The organism is Pseudoalteromonas sp. 0303 (assembly GCF_013349995.1).
GTDB lineage: Bacteria > Pseudomonadota > Gammaproteobacteria > Enterobacterales > Alteromonadaceae > Pseudoalteromonas.
The window spans coordinates 21546-38253 of sequence record NZ_JABVXF010000034.1; the positions used below are offsets into that span (position 1 = coordinate 21546).

A 16708-nucleotide genomic window follows, 5' to 3' on the forward strand; every position below is an offset into this window, starting at 1 on the left:
CTGCGCGAAAGGACCAAGTGTTTTGGTTCAGGGATGTTAATTAGTCAATTACTCTGCATTCTGTTTGAAAGTAAATAGTTGATACTCTTTTAGCTCTGGTACTAGAACCACTAGCTCTTGCTCTTTATGAGCGATGTCAGCAAAGCTGCCGCATAATGCATCTGCACGCTCTTCAAGTTGAGCTGCCTGTGTTTCTACACGCGCTTCGATTTGTGCGCCCATGTTTTCCATACGTTGCTCAAACTCATCCATGTCGCCACCTGAACCTAAAAGTTCAGAGCCTAGCGCCACTAAAATACTGCCCATCGATTGCATCATGGCTGACTCGACAGCCGATTCGATTTGCTCATCGAATTGGTCTTCAAAGTTTTGGCCAAATTTTTCGAAATTTTGCTGACCCATGGTGAACGCACCTTGCTGATAGAAAGCGTTTTGTACTTCTACGCTGATATCGTCCATTAATTCTGAAATGTCGCTTAGGCCATCAATATTGAAAGCATTTGATACTTCTTCGATGGCTACACCAGCTATTTTTACACCATCAAGTGCGATATTTGCTACTTCAGGAAGTTGGCTGCGTAAGCTGTCTGAGTAATCTGCAATTGCTTGCTGTTGTGAAGCATCAAGCGACACGCTTTGACCATCGATATATAAAGTGTGTTGATCGATGATTTTCATAGTGCGATTATCGGCTGTGTATACTTCTAACTCGCTTGGTGTAATGCGTACATCATTTATAAATTCAACATCACACTGCTCACCGCTGAATGAAATATTTGTATCATTATCGTTATGAGCCATTGCGCCGGTAGCGATAAATAAAGAACTTACTAACAATAACTTTTTCATTTTTTTCTTTCCTGTTTGAAATGACACAAATACATAATCAAATTGAATGCCAAAATTTATAAATTCAATTAATTCAAAATCTTGCTGTGTTTTGAGGCTTTTTCAAAAATTGCGGTGAATAACTTTTTAACCATTTTTTAGTCAAATTAACTAAAAAATACACATGCATAAATGACTTTTATCGAAACGATAAAAAACTCTCACTTTTCAGAAATCAAATTTAGCGCTATTTATTCACAATATTGACATATGACCTATTTAGCATGGGTGTATGGCTTTATTTTGGTGGTTTTTTAGATACTAAATTACTACTGAGCTTTTTAATCTTTGCCAATTCATCGAGCAAATTTTAATCTCAAGAATTGGTCTCAAACACTTTATGGAGTGGGTTGTGGGTAAGACATTTAGTTATGACGCGCTAGATGACGATTTTGTTGAAGACGAGTACGAAATGGTCGGGCGTAATCAACACGACAAGAAAAAGCAACGCGTAAAGAAGAAGTTGGAAGACTATCTTGAACAAAAACGCTTGCGCAGAAACTTAGGCGATGACGACTTTGACGAGTACTTGAACGACTAAGCATAAATTTAGATAAAGAGGCAATTTGCCTCTTTATTGCTTTTAGACTTTGTTATTTGCCCAGTGCTGCTGCGATGTCTGACTCTAGCTGTTCAGGTTTTGTCAGTGGCGCATAGCGCTTAATTGCCTTGCCATCTTTACCAATTAAAAATTTGGTGAAGTTCCATTTTATTTTGCGGGTGATAAATCCCGGTAACTCTGATTTTAGGTATCTAAAAACAGGGTGAGCATGTTCGCCATTCACATCGACTTTGCTCATCATTAAAAAGCTAACGCCGTAGTTAATTAGGCAGCCTTCTTTAATTTCTTTTGCATCACCTGGTTCTTGTTTTCCAAATTGGTTACATGGAAAACCAATTATTACTAAACCTTGCTCATGATACTTTTCATGCAGTGCTTGTAAGCCTTCATATTGTGGAGTGAAACCACATTTACTTGCTGTATTTACAATAAGTACGACCTTGTTTTCAAAATCAGAAAAGTCAACGGTTTGGCCTTGTAGGCTGGTGGCTGAGAGTTGGTGAAATTCGCTCATAATGATAACTTTTTATTATTGTTGCATTGATTCTAACTTGCTTGGAGTTTTTCTAAAAGGGTAAATTTTAATCAGCGGTTTTTCTTACTTGGCGTTAAGTATCGCAGCTAACTTAAAATTATAAATAATCCCATTCCTGCCAGTGTTGTGTAGTATATGTTATGTGTTTTATAAGCCACGATAACAGACACAATAGCAGCACTTAGATAAGGATTTTGCCAGTCTAGATTTATCCCTTCGTCATTAATAAACACAATGGGCACCCAAATTGCGGTGAGTACGGCTGGGGCGCTAAAACTTAAAAATTGCTGCATTTTCGGGCCGACTTTAAACGGTAATGCGCGGTGCAAAAATAAGTAACGTGTGAAGAAGGTAATACACGCCATTAATAAAATGGTGATCATCATAGCGTATGCTCCTCTTTTGCTTGCCAGCGACTAATTAGATAACCAACCGTCATAGCGATAAGAGCCGCGGTGACAAGCCAAAGTTGAAAGCCCTGACTTTTCAATAGCGTTGCAACAACGCCTGCGGTGATCACTGTAGCCAGTGTTGCAAGGTTCTTTACTCCCGGAATAACTAAAGCAATAAACGTGGCAGCGATGGCAAAATCAAGGCCAAGGTGTGTTAAATCGGGAAGTAAGCTTCCTGCGACAATACCTAGTAAGGTCCAAATATTCCAGGCAATATAAAAACTAAAGCCGGCACTGAGTGCGTAAATAAGGCGAACTTTTGTGCGGTAGGCTTTGTGATGATGCGAAAAAGCAAATAATTCATCGGTTAGCACAAAACTCACTGGCAGTCGCCAACGAAAGGGTTGGTCAATGACTTTGTGGCGAATAGCTAAACCATATAAAAAGTGCCGTGAGCTAATAATGAGTGTGGTAAATAAAATAGTTAAAAGCGGCGTATTGCCTGCCATTAATTCAATCGCAACGAGCTGTGCTGAGCCTGCAAATACCAACAACGACATAGCTTGTGTTTCTAAAGCACTGAAACCATTTTGAACTGCTAACGAGCCACATAGAATTCCCCAAGGTAACACCGCAAGGCATAACGGGAGCATGTCGAAAAATCCTTTTAGCAAGGCTCTTATTGTTGATTTATGCATTTTATCGCTCATGTTTGTTGTTATGGCTCAGATCAAAACAGCTGAAATAGAGGTGTGTCAAAATAACTGAAGTTTGCAATAATGTATAGCCGAGCCTGTTGCTGAAATCATTAGCGTCTTTTAAAGGGAAAGTTACAATGTCAAAAGTTAAAGTATGGGATGGCTTTATAAGAAGCTTCCATTGGTTATTAGTTGCGGCCATCGCAACCCTCTATTTTAGTGCTGAAGAAGGTATGTTGGAGCTGCATTTTGCTGCAGGCTACTTCACTCTAGCGCTTATTATTACACGCCTTGTTTGGGGCCTTATTGGTAGTAAAACGGCAAAGCTGTCTGCACTGATTCATTCACCAATCGCCGCAATTAAATCGTTTACAAGCAATGAACATAAGGCGGGTCACGGCGCGGCGGGGAGTTATATGGTGATAACCTTTTTTGCGTTACTTATTGTACAGCTAACCTCTGGCTTAATGACTAGTGACGATATATTAACGGATGGTCCACTAGTCGAGCATGTATCCTCAGATACCGTAGAGTTTGCCGGTTGGTTACATCACTTAAACTTTGACATTTTGTTGTATGCCATTGTGTTGCATGTATTGGCGATTGTGATTTACCGCATTAAAGGAAAAAACTTAGTGAAACCTATGCTAACGGGTAGTAGCGACCAAGTTGCGGTTACTGAGCCTGTTACTAAATCACCGTTGGTAGCTTTTGTTATTTTTGCAGTGTGCTTAGTGGTGCTATTTACGACTTGGGGTGCAGAGCCCCTCAGCTATTTGCTTGGGTAGGTAATTCAAGCACGAAAAAAACTAGGAAGTGACGTGGTGCGCGATGTATTTCATCGTACAGCACAGATTTGGCATGAACGCTCAGAGCATCCTCATTGGTGTGGATTGAACCTGTATGGAGTAGATGGCGTAGTCTGGCGAACACCAGATACTAAAACGAATAGCTCAGCGTTTGCTCGTACTGCTAATAAAGCAAGCGAAGCCGGTTACCCGCAAGTGCGCATGGTCTGCCTGATGGAGTTGAGTAGCCATTTAATCGTCGATAGTGCTTTTGACAGTGTCGCTGAAAACGAAATGAACTTAGCTAGCCAACTGGTGAAGCGGGTGCCGGATAATAGTTTGACGTTGTTTGATAAAGGCTTTTATTCCCTCGGTTTGCTGCATGATTGGCAGCAACAAGGGCAAAATACTCACTGGTTATTACCGTTGAAGAAAGGGACACAGTACGAGGAGATCAGAAGTTTAGGCCGACAAGATAAGTTAGTACGTTTGACCACAACCAGCCAGGCGAGAAAAAAAACGTCCGAGTTTACCTGACACCATAGAGGCAAGGCTATTAACCCGTCAAATCAAGGGAAAAGAAGTGCATATTCTCACCTCAATGACTGATCAAATGGCGTATCCAAGTGCGGAGATAGTGGATTTATACGGGCATCGTTGGGAAATTGAAATGGGTTACCGGTAAATGAAACAACACCTATTGGAAAGTCGTTTTACGCTGCGCAGCAACCTACCGGAGCTTATTTATCAGGAGTTGTGGGGACTGCTACTCGCGTACAATCTTATCCGCTATAAAATGGTGCTAATGGCTAAATCTTTGAAAGGGGTTTTCGCCAACCAATTAAGCTTTCGAGATGCTTCATCGCATATCATCCATAAACTTACTCAAATGCCGATATATGCACCGGGTAACGTCCCCAAACTTATCTTAGATATAGAGCGTAATGCAAGCCAATTCAAACTGGAAGGAAAGCGCGAGAGAAGCTACCCAAGGACATTAAAAGTATCGAAAAATCGATATCCAGTTGCCAAAAAGAAAAAAGCCGCTCACCTTAAGTGAACGGCATTATGCCAAGTGGCAGCTTTTTTGTGTTGTTTTACTTATGCTTCAAGCGCTTTACTAATTAAGCGATCGATATATTGCTTATGGGCTTTAGCTGCGGTGTCTGCACCCCATGGTACGCTCATATCAGCAATTTGATTTAACTGATAAAGCGCGGCAGCTTTGGCTAGGTTATCGTGCTTGCTCGCTTTGCCTAAACCAGCAATCGCGATTAGCTGATTCACATATTCAACTTGTAGATTGTGACTTAGGGTATTTGCTTTTTTGCTGTCTACAAAAATGCTTGCTGTTAAGTCATTCATAAATTGGTTAAGTGAATACTCGTTGCCATACATTGCGCTGTCTGAAATACGCAGCATAACTGCTGGGTGCAACAACTGAGCAAGTACCAGCTTTTGCATGCCTAAAATCATGCCATGTGGTTTAGGGTCTTCGTTCTTACCATAATGATTAAAACCACGACGCTGCTGTAGCAGGTAGTTATACAGTGGCTGCATGCTAGCAAGCACATTTGGCGAGAATACTTTGTCGGCTAACACTTGCATTGCATGTTGCTGGCGCTCAAGTGGCACTGGCGTAAATGGTGCACCATTTTTGTCATCGCCCACCACATTACGTTCTACATAAACACCACCAATTTGACGAGATACCACGCCTGCTTGTGTTCTGTAGCTTCTAAATAAAATGTTCGCTGAGGTAACCAGCTGTTGGTATGACTCACCATTAACCGTGGCATTGTCTTTAAGTTCGGTAAACAGCTTATTGATAAGTTCCATACGATCATCAGCATATGCGGCAGGGTTAGATGACATATCACCAATCATTACACGTGGGTCGATATGGCGGCCTGGGGCACGCATATCATCAGCATCATTACCAAAAGCTAAAGCATGCTCAGATGAGCGAGCGAGAATTTTTTCAAGGCGCTGCTGCTCAGCGGCTTTATCTGCTAATGCTTGGCTGTAGCCGTACTCAATCGCCCAATCATCGTATGGGCCAGGTTTTGTTTGGAAGATATCACCTTGTTGCATGCCAATAGGGGCAATGTTTGCTGGTGCATAGTCCATAACTGAGCCCGTTACGATACCTTGCGTTTTACTCTTATCGTGAACTTCTTTTTCATCCCACAAAATAGATGATTTCATATTGTGGTTAAGACCTAGGGTATGGCCCACTTCGTGTAAAACTAGCTGAGTTAAGCCTTGGCGTAAAATCTCTTTGTCTTCAATGCTCGCACCTGTGCCTAAGCCTTTAGCAAGTAGCATGTTTTCTTGAATGCTGTGGCCCAGTGAGCAATGTAAATCTGTGCTGCTTTGGCTAGTTTCAAGCGTGGCTGCACCTTGAGTGTATAAGGTGTCGTACATCCAACGGTTTTTCATGAAAACGTACTCTAACATGATGTCAGAGCCTAATATTTCACCGGTTAATGGGTTCGCAAGGGCAGGACCATAACCGCCAAATGAAGGGCGTGGTGATGCAGTCCAACGCAACACGTTGTAGTTAATATCGCCCGCATCCCAATCGGCGTCATCAGGTTGTACTTTTACTTCGATGGCATTTTTAAAGCCCGCTTTTTCAAATGAGCTATTCCACGCGAGCACGGCATCACGAATGGTGTCTCGCCACTCAACCGGTGTGGTATTTTCAATCCACCAAGTAATCGGTTTAACTGGCTCTGAAAGTGCAGCTGATGGGTCTTTCTTTTGTAAGTCCCAGCGCTTGATGACATCTTCATAAGGTGCCCAATCCGCTGATGTCATATTGTCGAATTCGTTAGTGAAATAACCAATACGCGCGTCATCTTGGCGAGCTTGATAATCATTTTTCGGTAGCGCGACAAATGAATGCTGTACTTTAATTGAAACGTTACGAGGATCGCTTACGGCTTTTGAACCTCGTACTGTTGGGTTAGCATTAGAAAATACGTAATCCACTACAACATCTAGGTTATTTGGGTAAGGGCGCTGTTTAACAATACGCGATTTTTTGTCGTTTAACTTACCAAGTTTAAAACGTTTGCTGGCATTTTTATCTTTAGGATTCGCCCAAGGTGACACTTTATGCAGTGCTTCACTTAAAAAGAGCTTATCAACTTTAAAAGCAATTTTACCGTCTTCTTCTTTTTCGATTTTAATACTCGCAAGGACAGCTTCGCTGATGTTGGCATCGGCAGAGCGTGCTAGGGCTGAGTTTTCATCAAATTTATAGCGCGGTGTTTTGCTAATAATATCAATGCGGTCAAAGTATTTACGAAACTCAATTAGTTTTGTCTCGCGGTATGCCCCTCTGAAGTGGCCTGCGTCAGTAACACCATCAACGGTGTGAGCAAAGTACACAAATGGTGTATCAAGTTGAGATTGGTCGATAACCATTAAGTTATCGCCGGTTTTCGCATCTTGGTAAATGCTGAAAACACCGGCAAACTCGCTTTTATCTTTGATCATTTCAGCCAGTGTTTTTGGCTTCTTTTCTTCTTTTTTTGTTTCGGCGGCGTGGCCATTCATGGCAAACGCTAAGCTTAGTGCCAGCGCAATGTTTGTTATTTTCATTGTTTACTCGTTCCTTTTATTATTTCTCAATCAAGTTTAATGAATTAACCTCTTGATAAAAGGCTGTTTGTTAATAAGTGTGAAGGTGGTTTTGTAAGTTTTTGATATTAGGTGGCTTTTGTTTGTAACAAATTGTTCTTAGATAAGTTTTGGTTTTTGTGTTGCCAATTTATCTGTTTTTGTAACAGTTCCTTACAAATGTCACATTAATGTTTCTGTCAGCTTTGGTATGATAGGGCCAGTGAAAATTTTATAGGTGTAAGTTATGCGCACAAGTTTATTAAAATGGATATTACCGTTTGTTGCATTAATCGTTGGTGTTGCTGGTTTTAAGGCAATCAACGCGATTGCTCAAGAGCCTAAAGACAAGGATGTAGTTGATGTGCGTCCTTTAGTACAGGTTGAGCCGGTAGCAAGTGATGATCATCAAGTGATTATTAACAGTTACGGTGAAGTGAAACCGCTTGAAAGTACTTTACTTGCCTCGCAAGTGGCTGGTGAAGTTACAAGCTGGCACCCAAACTTTGTTGCGGGTGGCATCGTAGCTCGCGGTGAAGTGTTATTTACCATCGAAAAAGACAACTACGAAGCAGCTGTACTACAAGCTGAAGCGTCACTTGCTAGTGCTCAAGCGGCACTGATCGAAGAGCAAGCACAAGCTAAAGTGGCAGAGGATGAAGCAAGACGTTACCCAGAACGTGAGCGCACCGACTTATTCCTACGTAAACCTCAAGTTTTAAGTGCGCAAGCTGCTGTTAAATCAGCGCAAGCGGCATTAAAACGTGCCGAACGTGACCTTGCTCGCTGTGAGGTAAAAGCACCTTACGATGCGCTGGTGATCAGCCGTGAAATTGGTGTCGGCCAATACATTAATGTAGGCAGCCAAGTTGCTGAAATTAATAATATTGAAAGTGCGGAAATCATTGTACCAATTGCTGGTTTCGATAGTGTATTTTTGCCAAAACGCTTAAAAGGCGTAAAGGCGACCATTATCAATAAAGGCTTAAACAGCTTTACTCGTGAAGCCGAAATTGACCGTGACCTAGGCGTTGTTGACAACGCGACGCGTATGAGCAATTTAGTTGTTCGTGTTGATGACCCATACGGCTTAAAGCACGACGTACAACCTATTAAATTTGGTGCTTACGTACAAGTGAGCTTTGCCGGTGCAACACTACAAAACATCTACCGTTTACCACAGTCTTTAGTGAATAACCAAACGGTGTGGATTGTGAACGACGAGAATAAACTTGAACCACGTAAAGTAACCGTAGTGCGTGAAGAAGGTGAGTACTTCTACATTAGTGATGGCCTTGAAGTGAATGACCAGTTGGTTCTGACGCTGCCTGAGTACCCGCAAGAGGGTATGGAAGTGAAGGTTGCTGGAATGAAAGAAATGACAAGCGATGCAGAAACTGCAGCGGTTGAAACGCTTTAAGGTAGCACTATGACTGATACAAACACAGAAAAACAGTCTGGCCTTATAGCTTATTTTGCCAATAACTCGGTCGCTGCTAACTTAATGATGGTGTTTATCATCATCATGGGGATCATTAGTTATTTCACTATTCAGCGCCAGATGTTCCCAAATGTTGAAATTAACTATATTGAAGTACAAGCCAATTATCCGGGGGCCTCACCACAGGAAATCGAAGAAAGTATTCTGATTAAAATTGAAGAGTCACTAAAAGATGTAACCGAGATTAAACGTGGTGTATATCGCTCATTTCGAAATAGTGGCCGTGCAAGTTTAGAGATCAACACTGATGCAGAACTTACTGATGTACTCGATAAAGTGAAGCTACGGGTAGACAGTATTGCGACTTTCCCTGCGGGAATGGAGCCGGTGACGATTAGTCAGGTTGAGTTTCGCCAAGATGTGATTGGTATGACGCTAGTAGGTGATATTCCACTTACTGAGTTAAAGCCAGTTGCAAATAAAATTGAAGATGAATTACTGCAATTATCCAATGTGTCACTGGTGCAAAACGATGTACCACTTGATGAAATTGCAATTGAAATTGACCCTGATTCACTACGTCAATACAACCTTACTTTAAGTGAGGTGGCAAGTGCAGTACGTCGTTACTCTGCGAATATCTCGGCAGGTCAACTACGTACTGACGCAGGTATTATCTCGGTACGTGTTGAAAATCAATACTACAGCGGTGATGAGTTCCGCCAGATCCCAGTAAAAATTGGTGCTAATGGCGCGAAAGTGCTGCTAAACGACATCGCTGTGATTAAAGACCAATTCACAGAAGGTGAGCGCTACTTTAAATTTAATGGTGAAAATGCCGTTTATTTATCAGTAAAAGCAACCAAAGAACAAAACATGATCCCGGTTGCTGATTCAGTTAAAGCGTTCATTGAGCAAAAGAATAAAGAGCTACCGGCGGGCCTGCGTCTTGAGCCATTAATGGACATGACTTACTACCTAAATGCCCGTTTAGACATGATGAAAAGCAATTTATTCCAAGGGGCTATCTTGGTTGCCATTATGTTGTCTATCTTCTTGCGCTTTAAGTTGGCACTTTGGGTAATGATTGGTTTACCTGTGTGTTTCTTAGGTGCAATGATGATGATGCCATTATTTGGTATCAGTATTAATATCGTGTCGTTATTTGCCTTTATTATGGTACTCGGGATCGTGGTCGATGATGCCATCGTCATAGGGGAAAGTGCCTACACCGAAATTGAGAAAAAAGGCGGTGGTGTTGTAAATGTCGTAAATGGCGCAAAACGCGTTGCTACCCCAGCAACATTTGGTGTTTTAACAACGATTGCTGTATTTGCACCATTTACTCTATCAAGTGGCCCAGAGAGTGCATTTTTCTTCGGTATCGCCGTGGTGGTTATTCTGTGTCTGATATTCAGTTTGATTGAATCGAAACTTATTTTACCGGCACACATTGCCCATACTAAGTTCCCGCCAATTAATCAAAATAGTTGGCGAGCGCGTTTTAACAAACGTTTCTTTAACTTTGTAAATGGCCCATATAAGCGTTTTATTGAGCTGTGTGTGGAGTGGCGTTGGTTTGTGCTATTTGCGTTTATCGGTTTATTGATTTTGACGTTTGGCTTAATTTCATCAAATCAAGTGCGTGTGGTACCAACACCAAAAGTACCTCATGACTTTCCGCAAATTCGTTTAGAAATGAATGAAAATGCCTCGGATATGCAAACGATTAATGCTATTCGTGAAATCGAAGCCATGGTTAACAAGGTAGACCAAGAGACAGAACGAGAATTTGGCCAAAAGTTAATTCGCGATATCTTAGTGTTCAACCAAGGTCGTACTGAAGCACAATTACTTGCTCCGCTGGTAGATGAAGAGCTTCGCCCGTATAACGCATTCGAATTATCTCGTCGTTGGCGTGAGCAAATGCCAAGTATCCCAGGTGTGAAATCGCTGCAAATTTACGATGATGTAAATGGCGGTGGTATGGATGGTGAGTTTGGTTACTTACTTTACGGCCCAGATATCGATACCTTAAATGAGGCAGGTCGTCGTTTTATCCAACTACTACAACAGCAAAAAGGCTTATTTGATATTAGTTCGACTATCGATCCGGCGAGCAAAGAGGTGCAATTAAGCTTAAAACCTGTGGCATATGATCTAGGTTTAGACCTTGCCAACATTGCTAACCAAGTAGGCGCAAGCTTCTACGGTGGTGAAGCTCAGCGTGTTATTCGTCGCGGTGAAGAAGTGCGTGTTATGGTTCGTTACCCGAAACTAACACGTGAAGCGTTTGCATCATTAAAGCACGCTGTTATCACAACGCCTGCAGGCCAAGAGGTGATGCTGGGTGATGTTGTTGAACTGAACGAAAAACCAGGTATTAGCTATATTCGCCGTGAAGGTGGCTATCGTACTGTGTATATCTACGGCAGTATCGATGAAGAAGCGATTGAACCGGGTGAAGTGGTTAAGCAAGTGGACGAGAACTTATTACCTCAGTTAAAAGAGGAATACCCATCAGTTAAAACTGAGCTAGGTGGTTCTATTGAAGAGCAACAAGCGCAAGCTAATGAGCAAATCATGTTCTTCATCGGCGGTATGATTTTAGTGTATATCTTGCTTGCAGTGCCGCTTAAGAGCTATTCGCAGCCTCTAATTGTTATGTCGGTTATTCCATTTAGCTTAACCGGTGCAATTTGGGGTCACTTCTGGTTTGGTCTAGATATTAGCTTGATGTCGGGCTTTGGCTTGATTGCTGCAGCGGGTGTTGTAATTAATGACTCGTTAGTTATGACCGACTTTGTAAACCAAGCACGCCGCGAAGGTATTTCAACTCGCGACGCAGTTATTGAAGCAGGTTGTGCGCGCTTTAGAGCAATCACCCTGACATCAATTACAACCTTTGCTGGTGTACTACCGATTATGTTCGAAACCAGCTTGCAAGCTAAATTTGTAATTCCAATGGCGGTTGCACTTGGTTTTGCGGTTATGTTTGCAACTCTAATCACTTTAGTACTAGTACCTTGTTTGTATATTGTAATGAGTGATGTGGGTAATGGCTTCTTGAATGTATTCCGTGCAGGGCACCGAGTCGCGACCAGAAGAAAGCTAGCAAGGGATTAACAGCCCATTTGCGAAAAAGCCAGCCAAGAGGTTGGCTTTTTTGTACCTAACACATTTGCTAGTAACTATTTGCTATATAAGACGTTTGGTTACATTCTTTTGTTTGATTTGTGATTCGGTCACGATTATACTCAGTCTTGTTTTTGGCAAACTAACTGAAAGGTTAGGACGCAAAGTTTCCGGTCTAAGGTTTTAAACTATGATAGCGGGACCGCTGATAAGCACATAATCTAGTGCTTTGGTTCACTTGCCTCAAACTAAAAGTATTTATTTTGTTCGGTTGTTAGATAATGCCAATTAGTTGTTCTTAGGGTGATATTTTGTTTATGCATACGTCAATGGCCTCCGGGAAGTGGTTGCCGATTGGTTGCTTAAATCATCATACCCAACTGTTTGTTGGAGATAGGGTGATTGTAACCTTTTATGACATGCAAGGAGAGCTAGTCGATTTATCATTCGAATACCCGATCAGTAGTTCCGATCAGGGTGAGCCTCATAATTGGCCACGTTCTGTTGCCGAGCATATAAACGTGCATGTTCCGCTGGTAAAAGCGGGCAAAATGACTGAACAAGGTTTAGTGGTTGCGTACCGTTCAAACCAAATTTATGCCCTTGAAGGCTCGGGCATTACGCATGTAAAAGTGGCGTTTAATTGCATCGCAAAATGTAAAGAGCGAGTGCAAGATAGTCTGCAAGATTATGACTATGTCTACCCACAAGCATGCAGCGATTACAGTGCAGGTGTTAAAGTACTGCAGCCAAAAACGGGCCATATTTATATGTGCAAACCGTGGCCATTTAGCGAGTTTTGTCGTGTTAAAGATTCACACAACCCGCTGTTTGAGCCAGGTGTAGGAAAAAGCTGGGCTATGGCTTGGCAGCAAGTATCGCATTAATAGTTTCCCCCTAAATGCTATTTTAGCATTGCTTAGCCCACTCAATTTGAGTGGGCTTTTTTAATACCAACCCGCAATAATACTTAATTAAGCTGATTGGTATAATTCTGTGATAAACTGCTAGCAATTCGTTTTTTATTTTGGTTTTTTCTTGTGTCGTCAAATTCGTATTCTTTGTCTTTATTAGCGCATCCTCCTGTTGCAAAAAAACAGCCTCAGCAATTAACTACTCACCAACAGACTCGCACCGATAACTATTATTGGATGCGTGATGATGAGCGCGAAAATGAGGATGTATTAGCGCACTTAAATGCCGAAAACGATTATTGCGATAAACAACTTGCCGACATAAAACCACTGCGCGAACAGCTATTTAATGAGCTAAAAGACCGTATTGTTAAAGACGACAACACGGTACCCGTGAAAGATGGCCAATATTGGTATCACTCAGAAGTACGTGGTGATGATGAATATGCACGCCATTATCGCAGCAGCTCAATAGAAGCGCGCGATAAGACCTTGTTGTTAGATGTAAATCAATTAGCCGGCGATTACGAATTTTATGAATTAGGCGAAGTGGCTATTAGCCCTGATGAGCAGTTACTTGCTTACTCTGAAGACACCGAAGGTCGCCGTATTTATACCGTGCGTTTTAAAAATATCGCCAGTGGTGAGATGTTTAGTGATGTGCTGGAATACACCGAAGGTCAAGTGGTGTGGGCTAATGATAACAAAACGGTGTTTTATGTGAAAAAAGACCTGCAAACCTTATTGGGTTTTCAGGTTTACCGCCATGTTTTAGGCACCCCGCAAGCCGATGACGTACTTGTTTATGAAGAGCAAGATAAAAGCTTCTTTATGGGGCTTGGCAAAAGCCGCGATGAAAGCCTTATTATTATTGACCTTGCGACCACAGAAACAAACGATACTTGGGTGCTTGATGCCAATAACCCTGGGGGTGAATTTAGCGCCTTAATGCCACGCGAAGAAGGCCATGAGTTTGATGTCGATAAGCTAGGTGATACCTTTTACATTGTTACCAACTGGCAAGCGAAAAACTTTCGTTTAATGACCGCGACGCAAAGCACCATTGCCGATAAAAGTCTTTGGCAGGAGCATACACCGCATCGCGAGAACGTGTTGCTAGAAGGGGTCGAAATTTTCAATGACTACCTTATCCTCACTGAACGAGAGCTTGGCCAAACACGTTTTGTGGTAGTGGATCAGCAAGCAGAGCGTCTTACTTTAGAGTTTGATGACCCTTGCTATTATGCTGCTATTGCCATGAACCCTGAGCCGAATGTGAGCTCTGCGCGTATTTACTATTCAAGCTTAACGACGCCAGGTTCTTTGTATGATGTTGATTTAAAAACAGGTAACAAAATCTTATTAAAACAACAGCAAGTGCTCGGGGATTTTAACCCAGAGCATTATCGCTCAGAACGCTTAATGGTTACCGCAAGAGATGGTGAGCAAGTGCCGGTTTCTTTGGTTTATCGTATTGATAAATTTAATAAAGATGGTACTAACCCGCTGTTGCAATATGGCTATGGCGCGTACGGTATTACCATCGATCCTAGCTTTTCAAGTAGCTCACTAAGCTTGCTTGACCGAGGCTTTGTTTATGCGATTGCACATATTCGTGGCGGCGAAATGCTAGGTCGTCATTGGTATGAGCAAGGTAAAAAGCAAAATAAGCAAAATAGCTTTAGCGATTTTATTGATGTTACTCATGCGCTTACAGAGCAAGGCTATGCACACCCAGAAAAAGTATTTGCGTCTGGTGGCAGTGCTGGTGGCTTATTAATGGGCGCTGTGGTTAACCAAGCACCTGAGCTTTATTTAGGTATTGGTTGTCATGTACCATTTTTAGATGTGCTAACCACTATGCTTGATGAGAGTATTCCACTGACGACCAATGAATATGACGAATGGGGTAACCCAAATGATCCTGCGTTTTATGATGTGATTCAGGCGTACTCGCCGTACGATAATATCAAGTCGCAGGCTTACCCTAATATTCTTGTTACCACCGGGTTCCACGACTCTCAAGTGCAATACTGGGAGCCAATGAAATGGGTTGCTAAGCTGCGTGAACTTAAAACCGATGACAACATTTTGGTGTTTAAAACCGACATGGATGCAGGCCATGGCGGCGCATCGGGTCGCTTTAAAAGCCTTGAGGAAAAGGCATTAGAAATGGCGTTTTTTATTGCTTTATTACCGAATTAAGGCTTAGATAAATAAGTAAATAAATTTTATAAGCGTAAACTTAAGTTGTATTTCAAAGGGGTGAGCATGTTTAAAGCCCATGGTGATTGGCGTTATTTTGTTGAGCCGCCAGTGATTTATGTGGAAGTTAGTGGCAGCTTTAATAAAGAAGCCGTTGCTTCATTTAGTATTGAAGTCGGTCAAGAAATCATGAAGTACCCTGAAAATTCAATTCAGTATGCTGTGGTTAATTTGGAACAATTTGAATTAGCAACTGCAGATAGTATTGAGATTGCAAAGGCTTACTTTCAGGCTGTAAAAGCGCGGGGTTACAAACGCGTTGATTATATTAAAGCGAATATCATTGCTCGCAATTTATTAGAGACAGTTTGGTCAGGTGTAGAAATGGATATTAATTTTCACCCAGATGCTGAAAGCTTTTTTCAAGCAAGACCCGAGTACGATAATTTAAGAAAGTGGTTAAAGTAAGGAGACCACCCGAAATTCAGTGTTCGTGCGCTTTATCAATTCATAACGTTGTTCAAACTGTTGCTGCTGCAATCTTGATGGATATCCTTGAATAGGTTTACTGTCTAAACTACCTAGCCCATGCTCTAGCTAACTAGCAACTAAAAAAGCCCATACTCTTCGGTTTCTTCTGCTTCGTGGCGCATAAGGTGCTCTGGGCGGAAGATGGCACTTGGGTCTAATAATAAGCTGTGTTTATGATTCATTTTAATTAGTCCGCGCATCATGTTTTTAGTTTGCGGATCAACATCAAAACCAACCGAGGTAAGTTGGTCTAACGGCTTGATGTCTTCTTTCTTTACGTTGATGTTGTCTTCTACTTTGTCGACTAGAAGGCCTATATGAGGCGTTACGCCGTCTTTTGTGGTGAAGATGATGATTGGCTTGTAATCAAGAATGATCTGCTCACGTGCCGATTCAAACAATCTAATAAGCTGGTTGAATGTTTGGCGCTTTTTCTCTGCAAATAGGCTAATCACCTTGTCGTGAGGTTGGCTTTTTTGCAATTCTAATAACTCACCGGCCATAGCATGTAATTCACGGTGTGGCTTATCAAACTTGGCTAAGATACTTTGTAAATCTTCGTTATCGGTTTCGAAGTTGTTATACCAACGACCGAAAGCACATTTGTCTGGATCTGTGGCTTTTGTAAAAGGCGCACCTGTTACTAGGCTATTTTCTAGAGCATCTAGCCAATCTAAATGGTCTTTCTCTCTTTCGACTAAAAGGTCGGATAATTCGGTATTGGTCTCTTTGGTTGAGTGATTGTTTAATACAATTCCTAAATCAAAGATAGGCGTTGGGGTTTCCATATAATCTTTAACCCCAATGAAGCTTTTATTTTCATTTGGCAACGACGTTAAATTTCCTTCGTAACGCTCAGTTAGAAGAATATCGAGAATTTTTAGTGAAATGGTCTTTTGGCCAACTCGAAAATTAATCAGATCCATATTTCCCTCAAAGCCTTGTTAAGTCTCTATAGCATAGAACATTATTGTAATTTAGTCGTAGTT

General features: G+C 41.7%; 13 protein-coding genes, 1 pseudogene and 1 riboswitch. Of the genes and pseudogenes, 8 read left to right on the top strand and 6 right to left on the bottom strand.

Features of this window, described 5'->3' with window-relative positions; all coding sequences use genetic code 11:
* Positions 1–48: 48 nt before the first annotated feature.
* The gene (locus HUS62_RS18015; protein WP_054563710.1) at positions 49–849 is read right to left on the bottom strand and encodes a YggN family protein; all 801 of its coding nucleotides are present in this window, start codon (positions 847–849) and stop codon (positions 49–51) included.
* 391 nt (positions 850–1240) lie between these two features.
* On the opposite strand from HUS62_RS18015, the gene HUS62_RS18020 reads away from it, so the two are divergent.
* Entirely contained in the window at positions 1241–1429 is a 189-nt protein-coding gene (locus tag HUS62_RS18020) for a PA3496 family putative envelope integrity protein (protein ID WP_082389337.1), read from the top strand.
* Positions 1430–1481: 52 nt separating this feature from the next.
* Here the strand turns inward: HUS62_RS18020 and HUS62_RS18025 are convergent, their stop codons facing one another.
* From HUS62_RS18025 to HUS62_RS18035, 3 genes are all read right to left on the bottom strand, one after another.
* The gene (locus HUS62_RS18025; RefSeq protein ID WP_175080677.1) at positions 1482–1964 is read right to left on the bottom strand and encodes a glutathione peroxidase; all 483 of its coding nucleotides are present in this window, start codon (positions 1962–1964) and stop codon (positions 1482–1484) included.
* A gap of 107 nt (positions 1965–2071) precedes the next feature.
* Positions 2072–2371, bottom strand: coding sequence for an AzlD domain-containing protein (locus HUS62_RS18030; RefSeq protein WP_175080678.1), 300 nt, complete (start codon positions 2369–2371; stop codon positions 2072–2074).
* Positions 2368–3075, bottom strand: coding sequence for an AzlC family ABC transporter permease (locus tag HUS62_RS18035; RefSeq protein ID WP_054563737.1), 708 nt, complete (start codon positions 3073–3075; stop codon positions 2368–2370). Before HUS62_RS18035 ends, HUS62_RS18030 begins: the two co-directional genes overlap by 4 nt.
* Before the next feature lie 137 nt (positions 3076–3212).
* Here HUS62_RS18035 and HUS62_RS18040 point away from each other — a divergent pair, with 137 nt between their 5' ends.
* Together HUS62_RS18040 and HUS62_RS23225 are read left to right on the top strand one after the other, a co-directional pair.
* Positions 3213–3863 carry a cytochrome b/b6 domain-containing protein gene (locus HUS62_RS18040; RefSeq protein WP_175080679.1) on the top strand — a complete coding sequence of 217 codons (651 nt, stop codon included), beginning with the start codon at positions 3213–3215 and terminating at the stop codon, positions 3861–3863.
* Positions 3864–4923 (top strand): annotated as a pseudogene (locus HUS62_RS23225) (IS4 family transposase); the annotation flags it as partial. It lies immediately after the preceding gene.
* A 41-nt stretch (positions 4924–4964) separates the two neighbouring features.
* Here HUS62_RS23225 and HUS62_RS18055 read toward each other — a convergent pair.
* Positions 4965–7475 carry a zinc-dependent metalloprotease gene (locus HUS62_RS18055; protein ID WP_175080682.1) on the bottom strand — a complete coding sequence of 837 codons (2511 nt, stop codon included), beginning with the start codon at positions 7473–7475 and terminating at the stop codon, positions 4965–4967.
* A 265-nt stretch (positions 7476–7740) separates the two neighbouring features.
* Between HUS62_RS18055 and HUS62_RS18060 the strand changes: the two genes are divergently transcribed.
* The 5 genes from HUS62_RS18060 to HUS62_RS18080 all read left to right on the top strand — a co-directional run bounded on the left by HUS62_RS18060 (position 7741) and on the right by HUS62_RS18080 (position 15656).
* Positions 7741–8913, top strand: coding sequence for an efflux RND transporter periplasmic adaptor subunit (locus HUS62_RS18060; protein ID WP_175080683.1), 1173 nt, complete (start codon positions 7741–7743; stop codon positions 8911–8913).
* 9 nt (positions 8914–8922) lie between these two features.
* A complete protein-coding gene (locus HUS62_RS18065; RefSeq protein WP_175080684.1) occupies positions 8923–12060 on the top strand; it encodes an efflux RND transporter permease subunit in 3138 nt (1045 codons plus the stop codon).
* 135 nt (positions 12061–12195) lie between these two features.
* Positions 12196–12279, top strand: a riboswitch (cyclic di-GMP riboswitch).
* A gap of 107 nt (positions 12280–12386) precedes the next feature.
* Positions 12387–12956, top strand: a complete 570-nt coding sequence (locus tag HUS62_RS18070; protein ID WP_055020585.1) for a hypothetical protein — start codon at positions 12387–12389, stop codon at positions 12954–12956.
* A gap of 153 nt (positions 12957–13109) precedes the next feature.
* The gene (locus HUS62_RS18075) at positions 13110–15188 is read left to right on the top strand and encodes a S9 family peptidase (RefSeq protein WP_175080685.1); all 2079 of its coding nucleotides are present in this window, start codon (positions 13110–13112) and stop codon (positions 15186–15188) included.
* A gap of 66 nt (positions 15189–15254) precedes the next feature.
* Positions 15255–15656, top strand: coding sequence for a hypothetical protein (locus HUS62_RS18080; protein ID WP_095209738.1), 402 nt, complete (start codon positions 15255–15257; stop codon positions 15654–15656).
* A 140-nt stretch (positions 15657–15796) separates the two neighbouring features.
* Here the strand turns inward: HUS62_RS18080 and HUS62_RS18085 are convergent, their stop codons facing one another.
* Positions 15797–16645, bottom strand: a complete 849-nt coding sequence (locus HUS62_RS18085; RefSeq protein ID WP_175080686.1) for a CZB domain-containing protein — start codon at positions 16643–16645, stop codon at positions 15797–15799.
* Positions 16646–16708 lie beyond the last annotated feature (63 nt).